The 8,844-nt window shown below is 71.4% G+C and carries 7 protein-coding genes and 1 pseudogene; 3 read left to right on the plus strand and 5 right to left on the minus strand.

The window, feature by feature from the left end; translation table 11 throughout:
• Positions 1-492 (minus strand): hypothetical protein (locus L615_RS23325; RefSeq protein ID WP_222430537.1); only part of this gene is annotated, 492 nt, incomplete at its 3' end.
• Positions 493-668: 176 nt separating this feature from the next.
• The gene (locus tag L615_RS12575) at positions 669-1,484 is read right to left on the minus strand and encodes a class I SAM-dependent methyltransferase (RefSeq protein ID WP_084254887.1); all 816 of its coding nucleotides are present in this window, start codon (positions 1,482-1,484) and stop codon (positions 669-671) included.
• Positions 1,485-1,654: 170 nt separating this feature from the next.
• Between L615_RS12575 and rpsA the strand changes: the two genes are divergently transcribed.
• Both rpsA and L615_RS12585 read left to right on the plus strand, forming a co-directional pair.
• Positions 1,655-3,127: a 30S ribosomal protein S1 gene (gene rpsA / locus L615_RS12580; protein ID WP_028654351.1), complete on the plus strand. Its 1,473-nt coding sequence runs from the start codon at positions 1,655-1,657 to the stop codon at positions 3,125-3,127.
• Between the two features lie 354 nt (positions 3,128-3,481).
• Complete coding sequence (locus L615_RS12585; protein ID WP_028654350.1) at positions 3,482-4,429, plus strand: helix-turn-helix domain-containing protein; 948 nt, start codon at positions 3,482-3,484, stop codon at positions 4,427-4,429.
• Between the two features lie 12 nt (positions 4,430-4,441).
• Here the strand turns inward: L615_RS12585 and L615_RS12590 are convergent, their stop codons facing one another.
• The 3 genes from L615_RS12590 to L615_RS12600 all read right to left on the minus strand — a co-directional run bounded on the left by L615_RS12590 (position 4,442) and on the right by L615_RS12600 (position 8,161).
• Entirely contained in the window at positions 4,442-5,779 is a 1,338-nt protein-coding gene (locus L615_RS12590; protein ID WP_145725276.1) for an HNH endonuclease, read from the minus strand.
• A 392-nt stretch (positions 5,780-6,171) separates the two neighbouring features.
• A complete protein-coding gene (locus L615_RS12595) occupies positions 6,172-7,293 on the minus strand; it encodes a hypothetical protein (RefSeq protein WP_145725277.1) in 1,122 nt (373 codons plus the stop codon).
• Entirely contained in the window at positions 7,241-8,161 is a 921-nt protein-coding gene (locus tag L615_RS12600) for a GNAT family N-acetyltransferase (RefSeq protein WP_261376672.1), read from the minus strand. Before L615_RS12600 ends, L615_RS12595 begins: the two co-directional genes overlap by 53 nt.
• Before the next feature lie 63 nt (positions 8,162-8,224).
• Here L615_RS12600 and L615_RS23810 point away from each other — a divergent pair.
• A pseudogene (locus tag L615_RS23810) lies at positions 8,225-8,844 on the plus strand (aminopeptidase); the annotation flags it as partial.

Here is an 8,844-nt window from a genome sequence, read left to right on the forward strand (position 1 = left end):
GCGTGATCCCCGCGGTGTCGGTGCGGGCCGAGCCGAGGTGGCGACGTCGCCGTGGATGACGCCGACGTCGGCCAGCGGAGCCAGCGGGACGTCGAGCAGCTCCTCCCGCGGCGGGTCGGTCGGCTCGGGCGCGACCGCCTCGGTGGAGTCGGCCTGGATGGTCGGGTTGTCGCCCAGCAGCTGGACGTCGACGTTGGAGCTCTCCGCGTGCACGCGGGCGTCGGCCGGGACGGGCTGGCCGCCCTCGGGGTCGACGAGGCCGCCCTCGCTGTCGGTCTGCACCCGGGCGTGGCCGACGTAGACGTTGGCGAGCGGGAAGCTGGCCAGGTCGGACTGCAGGCTGACCAGGTCGGCGTGCGCGTCGGCAGCGAAGGGCGCAGGCAGCGGGGCCGCCGAGGCCGGGGACGTGGGGACCGCGAGGGCCAGGGACGTCGCTGTGGCGAGCGACGTCACCGTGAGCGCCGTGCGGCGCGACAGGTGGGCGAACGACATGCTGATGATGATCAGGCATCCGCGGCCCCTCGAGTGCAAGTTGGACACCCCTGCGGCCGCGACGGGCTCACATGTGGTCACGAACGCCGGATCGCCCGTAGGTGCGGGGTTTCCGGGCCGGGACCAAGGTCCCGGGCGCACTGGTCGGAACGGGCCACCGGGCCAGTCGGGTGGGGTCAGGTCAGGTCGGCGGCGAAGATGGCGGTGCCGGGGGTGAGGACCCCGCGTTCCCGCGACCAGCCGCCCCACGGCCGGTCGTTGTCGGCCGGCCACTCCGGCTCGAGGAGGACCTTGAGGCAGAAGCCGTGCCCGGCCAGCAGGCCGACCCAGTCGCCGAGCGTGCGGTGGTGCTCGACGTACGCCGTCTGGCCGGTCTCGTCGTCCACCTCGACGTAGGGCGTGCGGTCCCAGTAGGACTGCGTCGCGGTCAGGCCCTCGGCCGTCGGGTCGTCGGGGAACATCCACCGGGTCGGGTGGGTGATGGAGAACGCGAACCGGCCGCCGGGGCGCAGCACGCGGGCGGTCTCGGCGACGGCGCGGTCGATGTCGGCGACGAACTGGAGCGCGCCGAAGGAGGAGAAGACGACGTCGAAGCTCGCGTCGGCGAAGGGCAGGTGGGTCGCGGTGCCCCGCACGCTGGGGACCACGACGCCGGTCATCTCGTCGATGCGCCGCGAGTGCTGCAGCTGGCGGTGGGAGAGGTCGAGGCCGAACGCCCGTCCGCCGTGGTCCCGGATCCACCGCGAGCACTGCCCGGCGCCGGAGCCGACCTCGAGCACGTCGCGGCCGGCGACGTCGCCGAGCACACCGGCCTCGGCCTCGGTGAGGCCCTCGGGGCCCCACAGGAACCCGACGTCACCGAGGTACTCGCCGTGCGTCGCCTGGTACTCGTCGGCGTACCTGTCCCAGTCCGCTCCGTTGGCGCTGCGCGACTCGTCCTCGTCGGCGTGGCGTCGATGGGCGGTCACCGGGCGTTGCGGCCACTCCTGCACGGGGGAGAGCGTAGTGCTGCCGGTTGGACCGCCGTGCGCGGGGACGGGTACCCTAGAACGTCTGTGTCCAGCAGGACACTGACCCGTGCCCCCGACGGGGGTCCGGTCTCCGGCCTCGCAGGGGCCGGGGAGCCAACCTACATCTGCCCATCCAAGGACTGTCCTCCTCTATGACCAGCACCCTCTCGACCCCGCTCTCGAGCCACTACGACGACAACGCGCCCCAGGTCGCGATCAACGACATCGGCTCCGAGGCGGACTTCCTGGCCGCCATCGACCAGACCATCAAGTACTTCAACGACGGCGACATCGTCGACGGCACCATCGTCAAGGTGGACCGTGACGAGGTCCTGCTCGACATCGGCTACAAGACCGAGGGCGTCATCCCCTCGCGCGAGCTGTCGATCAAGCACGACGTCGACCCGTCCGAGGTCGTCCAGGTGGGCGACAAGGTCGAGGCCCTGGTCCTCCAGAAGGAGGACAAGGAGGGTCGCCTGATCCTGTCCAAGAAGCGCGCCCAGTACGAGCGCGCCTGGGGCACGATCGAGGAGATCAAGGAGGCCGACGGCGTCGTCGAGGGCACCGTCATCGAGGTCGTCAAGGGCGGCCTCATCATCGACATCGGCCTGCGCGGCTTCCTCCCGGCCTCGCTCGTGGAGATGCGTCGCGTCCGCGACCTGCAGCCGTACGTCGGCCAGACGCTCGAGGCGAAGATCATCGAGCTCGACAAGAACCGCAACAACGTGGTCCTGTCGCGCCGCGCCTGGCTCGAGCAGACCCAGTCCGAGGTCCGCCACGGCTTCCTCACCCAGCTCCAGAAGGGCCAGATCCGCAAGGGTGTCGTGTCCTCGATCGTCAACTTCGGTGCGTTCGTGGACCTCGGCGGCGTCGACGGCCTCGTCCACGTCTCGGAGCTGTCCTGGAAGCACATCGACCACCCGTCCGAGGTCGTCACCGTCGGTGACGAGGTCACCGTCGAGGTCCTCGACGTGGACATGGACCGCGAGCGTGTCTCCCTGTCGCTGAAGGCGACGCAGGAGGACCCGTGGCAGCACTTCGCCCGCACCCACCAGATCGGCCAGATCGTGCCGGGCAAGGTCACCAAGCTGGTGCCCTTCGGTTCGTTCGTCCGGGTCGAGGAGGGCATCGAGGGCCTGGTCCACATCTCCGAGCTGGCCGAGCGCCACGTCGAGATCCCGGAGCAGGTCGTCCAGGTCAACGACGACGTCATGGTCAAGATCATCGACATCGACCTCGAGCGTCGCCGGATCTCGCTGTCCCTCAAGCAGGCCAACGAGACGGCCACCGCGGCGGACGTCGAGGAGTTCGACCCGACCCTCTACGGCATGCCCGCCACCTACGACGAGCAGGGCAACTACGTCTACCCCGAGGGCTTCGACCCCGAGACGGGCGAGTGGCTCGAGGGCTTCGAGGAGCAGCGCGCGGTCTGGGAGGACCAGTACGCCAAGGCGCACGCCCGCTGGGAGGCCCACGTCAAGCAGCAGGCCGAGGCCAAGAAGGCCGAGATCGAGGCCGGCGAGGCCAACTCGTACTCCTCCGCCCCGGCCGAGGAGACCGGCGGCTCGCTCGCCTCGGACGAGGCGCTGCAGGCGCTCCGCGAGAAGCTCACCGGCGGCAACTGAACCACGCCTGCCGGGTGAGAGCCCGCTAGCAACGCAGAAGGCCCCGACCTCACGGTCGGGGCCTTCTGGCTTTTCGGTTCTGGCGGTGGTGCGGGCGGTGGTACGGGACGGGTGGGTTCGGGGCGGGTGGGTGCGCAGGCACGAGGCGCGTCAGTCGAACCAGGCGGTCCGGCGCGGCGCGGCCAGCCCGTCGTGGCGGGTCCAGGCCACGAGGGCGGCGAGGACGGTGGCGAGGATCAGGAGGAGCAGTAGCGTGGTCATGGCAGAAATCATGCTCTCGTGGAGAACCTGCCACCAGTGGCAGAAAAGCCGTACTGCGTTGATTTCCTGCCACCGCGGTGGGACAGTGGTCCGGTGAGCCTGACCAACGTCGCGGTGATCGCCTACGAGGGCGTCGCCCCCTTCGAGCTCGGCATCCTCTGCGAGGCGTTCGGCATCGACCGCACGGCCGACGGCGTCCCTGCGATCGACTTCGCGGTGTGCGCCGAGGACGACCGCCCGATGCGGACCTCGATGGGCTTCAGCCTCCAGGCCGAGCACGGGCTCGACCGCGTCGCTGAGGCCGACCTCGTCGGCATCCCGGCGATCCCGCGGGGCGGCGTGCCCTCCGACGCCGTGCTCGACGCGATCCGCGCCGCCTACGACCGCGGCGCCCGGCTGATGTCAGCCTGCAGCGGGGCCTTCGTGCTCGGCGCGGCCGGGCTGCTCGACGGCCGCGACTGCACGACCCACTGGATGTACACCGACGAGCTGCAGCGCCGCTACCCGAAGGCCTGCGTCGTCCCCGAGGTCCTCTACGTCGACACCGGCCAGGTGGTGACCAGCGCGGGCAGCGCCGCCGGCATGGACGCCGCCCTGCACATCTGGCGGCAGGAGTACGGCGCCGCCGTGGCCAACACGGTCGCGCGCCGGGCCGTGGTGCCGCCGTACCGCGACGGGGGACAGGCCCAGTTCATCGCCCGCGCCGTGCCCGACTGCGACGCCGACACCCTCGCGCCGCTGCTCACCTGGATCGTGGAGAACCTCAACGAGGACCACAGCGTCGAGGCCCTGGCGAAGCGGGCGCTGATGTCGCCGCGCACCTTCGCCCGCCGCTTCCGCGACGAGACCGGGACGACGCCGCACACCTGGATCACCCGGCAGCGCGTCGCCGCCGCCGAGGAGCTGCTCGAGCGCACCGACCAGCCGATCGAGTGGATCGCCTCCGAGGTCGGCTTCGGCAACGCCGCCACCCTGCGCCACCACTTCGTGCGGGTGCGCGGGGTCAGCCCGCAGCACTACCGGCGCCAGTTCGCCTGCTGAGGGCCTGATCGCTCAGGCGATGAGCCCGTAGCGCCCCTGGCCGACCTGGACGAAGCGCGGCTCGCGCCAGCCGGCGGGTGGCGGTGCGGTGGCGGTGTAGGCGTGGCCGGTCGGTGTGACGGTGCGGACCTCGGGTCTGTCGACCGGTGGTGAGATGACCTCCTGGCGCCAGCCGGGTGCCTGCTTCGCGTGGTTGCACGCCTCGCAGAGGCCCTGGCCGTTGGTCGCGGCGGTCGCGCCTCCGTGCTCGAACGGGGTGACGTGGTCGGTGTGCCGGACCGGCGCGTCGCACCACGGCGTGGCGCAGGTGCCGTGGCCCTGGATCGCCAGGAAGGTCGCGAGCGACCTCGGGAACGTGCGCTGCACGCTGGTCATCGCGACCAGGCGGCCGAGCCGGTTGCGGTAGAGCTGGCGGAACCACACCGCGGCGTCGGCGGCGAGCGCCCGCGAGACGAGCAGGCGGGCCACCTCGGCCGGGACGACCTCCGCGACGACGCCGTCAGSCACCACCTCGGCCGGGGCGTGCCCGCCGGCCAGGGCGGTGTCGGCCATGACCAGGTCGATGGTGAGCGGGACGGCAGGAGCCGCGTCCGGCGTACCGGTGTCGGGGGCGCCGGTGGTGCGGGTGTGCAGCAGGTCGGCCATGAGCTGGCCCCGGGAGCGAGGATCACCAGCGGCGCGGGCGGCGTCGGCGTCGCGGCGGAGCGTGGCGTGGACGGCGACGGCCTGGGCCACCGGAAGGAGCGCGGTGACCCAGGCCATCGTGTCCGGCGCCGGCCGGATGGTGACCTGCCGGTCCGCCTCGGCCCGACGAGCGCGCCGGGCGAGGGCGGCCGGGTCGAGCTCTGCCCCCATGCGGCGGGCTCGACCGACCAGCTCCCGGGTGCCGACGCCGGCGAGCGCGGCCGGGTCGGCGCAGAGCTCCTCGTCGACGAACGCCCGCTGCTCCGCCTGGAGGCAGGCGGTCTCGCGGGCGAGCAGCATCGCGCGGAACTCGCTGAGCGACCCGTCGCCCAGCCGGGCCAGGGTGTGCGGCATCTCGGTCACGAGGGTCTTCGCCAGCCCGAGCAGCACCTGTCCCCGGTGCGGTGACTCCTTGCGGGCCAGTGCGACCTCCGACGCGATCCCGCGCCCCTGCCGCGATGCCGACACCCCGGCCGCCGCCTGCTCCGCCCGCCGTCGGGCGTCGAAGGCCGCGGTCGCCCGGGCCTGGGCCGCAGCCGCCGCGGACTTGAGGTCCTCCAGCGCCGCGACCAGGTCGACGAGCTCAGCGGCGTCGGCCGCCTCCACCCCACCAGCGAGCTGGTCGCGCCAGGCGCGGACCTGCTCGGTGGCGGGGAGGCTGCTCATGGACCCATCACACCAAGGGGGTCCGACACAAATGCCTTCCGAGGGAAAGCCTCAGGATCGGGCGGTCATCGCGCCGCGACCCGGGCGTACTTGGCGAGGAGCGGTCGCTTCGCGCGCCCGGTCATTCCGCCCACACGGACGTAATGAGTCGCGGTGGTCCATGCGAGGGCGAGTGCCCGGTGCCGCGCCGAGATGCCGGCCGACTGGCCCGGGTGCGACAGCGGCGTCGACGAAGCTCTTGTTGAAGTACGCAGCGATGTGACGCTCTTCTTGGCGAACGGCGATGTAGCCACCCTCGTGATGGGTCTCGACGGTACGGGCCGTGCTGGTTCATTGAAGTGCAGCGGCGAGGTCCGCTGCGAGTCCGATTCCCGCGATCTGACCGTCGAACGTCATGGAGTATCGCCAACGTTCGTCTCGTTGACGGGTTGCAGACGCGCCGGCACGACGTGGAAGGGCCCGTTGCTGTCGAGAGCCCAGCGCTCGTGGAGCGTGAGTCTGCGTGTGCGCCCGTCCTGCGCGGTGGGGCGGACGACGAACATCGTGACGTTCACCGACGAGTCGAATGCCGTACCGGTGCCCAGGTCCACCACGCCTACGGCGCCGAGCGGACGGAGCGCGCTCCACATCAACGCCCGCACTTCCTGGTGCCGCTCAGCGCCGGCGGCGACGAAAGCGGCGTTCTGAGACTGATATGCAATCGCCGGCGCGGCTGATTCGGCCCATGGAGTTAAGGGTGATGCAACGAGAACCGTCGCGAGGATTGCGACGTCGGGCTGGCCCACAGCAACGGCTGCCGCCTTTGCAAGGTCCTTCCGGACGAGGCCCACGTATTTCGCGAGGGTCCTCGGGTTCAGGACGTCGAATCCGTAGAGAGCCTTGCCCTCAACCAGAATGAGAGGACGGCCATCGGTTGAGAGAACCGCAAGGTCGGTGTGGCGCCACTCGCGCGTGACGTGCGCGTCGGTGCCAAGGCTACGGTGCAGGAGGTCGCCGAAAGCGTCCCGCACGGCCAGTTCTGGCTTGCTGGTCAGCGCGAGCCAGGCGAGGTGGTCCGAGTCGATCGCAGCAGGCAGGTGGAGCGTCGCGAGTAGTGCGAGGTCGAGGGGCGATCGCAGTATCCCTTCGGCGAGTTCGAACTCAGTCGGGGCATAGCCAAACGTCTGCCCTGGGCGCTCGACACAGAGGTACGGACCGTCTGCACGCCGCATCAACGACTTCAAGATCGTGGTCCACGTCTTGGGCAGCGGATCAAGGGTGTCGTCGCCCAACCTGGCAGCGCGGGCCAGCATGAACAAAGCCGCCCGAAGATCCTCCGTGCTCGCCTTGGTATTAATGGGGCCTTCATCAAAATCGGCGGGTACGACGTGGCGCAACGCCTCAGTTAATGTCTCGGGATCAGGACCGTGGGTGAGGTAGGCGTTGAACGTTTGGGAGAAGCGCCACACCGAGTCGACGTCGTCAATTGCAGGCAGATCGCTCCACCGCACGAGGTCCCGAAAGTTCGAACGCATTCATGGCTCCATCTTCCGACCCGAGTGGCGTGGGGCCGCAGTGCCCGTCAGTCCGAGCGAACATATCGCGAGCGGCCGTCACAAAGTTGCGTTCTCGCTCCGGCTTTGGCCTAGGCGGCGTTCGTTCGTTCGGCACGCGGTACCCGTGGAACTCCACCTCGGCCCGCACGGTGAAGCCGAGCCGCTCGTAGAGCCGGATCGCGCCGGTGTTGGTGGCGGCGACGTGGAGGAAGGGGCGGTCGCCGCGCTCGATGATCCGGGCGGCGACGTCGCGGACGAGGCGCTCGGCGAGGCCGCGGCCGCGGGCGTCGGGCGCGGTGCAGACCGCGCTCACCTCGGTCCAGCCGGACAGGCGCAGGCGCTCGCCGGCCATGGCGACGAGGCGACCGGCGTCGTCCCGGACGCCGACGTACCGGCCCGTCTCGTGGGTGCGCTCCCAGAACGGGCCGGGCTTCGTCTCCTCGGCCAGCGCGCGCATCGCGGGCGCGTCGTCGGCCGAGAGCTCCTCGACCGCGGGGTCGGCGGGTGCGTCGGCGAGGGCGGCCACGTCGCCGAGCATCTGGAAGCCGGGCATCGTGAAGACCGGCTCCCAGTCGGCCGGGGGCGTGACCGGCAGGCTGAACAGGTCGGCGAACCGTCCCGGGCCCAGCAGGGTCGCCAGGTCGGCCCAGTCCCGGCCGGTCGGGTCGAGCGGGACGGCGGAGAAGGTCGCCACCGCCCGCTGGTACGACGCCGCGCGACCCACCCGGCGGGCGAGGTGCGCGTGCGGCCCGCTCAGCGCCGAGGCGACCGGCTCGTCGAGGACGGCGTCGGTGGCTCCCGCCGGCGCGGGGCGGTCGGTCACCGGTGCGTCCTGCTGGCTCTCCACACGCGCCATTGTCGCTGGGTCGGAGGTTTCCGCGGGCCCGACACGGCCGACTAGGTTGGACGGGTGCCTCGTTCCTTCGCTGCCGACCCCCACTCCCGCTCGCGACCCAACGAGGTCGTGGTCCGTCACCTCTCGCTCGACCTGGACGTCGACTTCGACACCCACCGCGTGAGCGGGAGCGCCGCGCTCGACCTCGAGCACCGCGACCCGGCGGCGACGCAGCTGGTGCTCGACACCTGGCAGCTCGACGTCACCGCCGTGCGCGGCGCCGACGGAGCGGACCTGCCGTTCGAGCTGGGGGAGGCGCACCCCGTCCTCGGCAGCGCGCTGACGGTCGAGGTCGGCACGGCCGACCACGTGGTCGTGCACTACGCGACCAGCCCGGAGGCCAAGGCGATGCAGTGGCTGGAGCCGCAGCAGACCGCGTCCGGCAAGGCGTTCCTGTTCACCCAGGCCCAGCCGATCCTCGCCCGCACGTGGATCCCGTGCCAGGACAGCCCGGCCGTGCGGGTCACCTACGACGCGACCGTGCGGGTGCCGGCCGAGCTGCTCGCCCTGATGAGCGCGGAGAACCCGGTCGAGCGCAGCGCCGACGGGACCTACCGCTTCTCGATGCCGCAGCCGGTGCCGGCGTACCTCGTCGCGCTCGCCGTCGGCGACCTCGAGTTCCGCGAGATCGGCAG

Origin of the sequence: Nocardioides sp. J9 (assembly GCF_007829375.1) — a bacterium.
Classification (GTDB): Bacteria; Actinomycetota; Actinomycetes; order Propionibacteriales; family Nocardioidaceae; genus Nocardioides.

Excerpts from the sequence above, each read along its gene's own strand:
- rpsA (WP_028654351.1), top strand. The coding sequence starts at position 1,655 with ATGACCAGCACCCTCTCGACCCCGCTCTCGAGCCACTACGACGACAAC.
- L615_RS12595 (WP_145725277.1), bottom strand. The coding sequence starts at position 7,293 with ATGCGTTCGAACTTTCGGGACCTCGTGCGGTGGAGCGATCTGCCTGCA.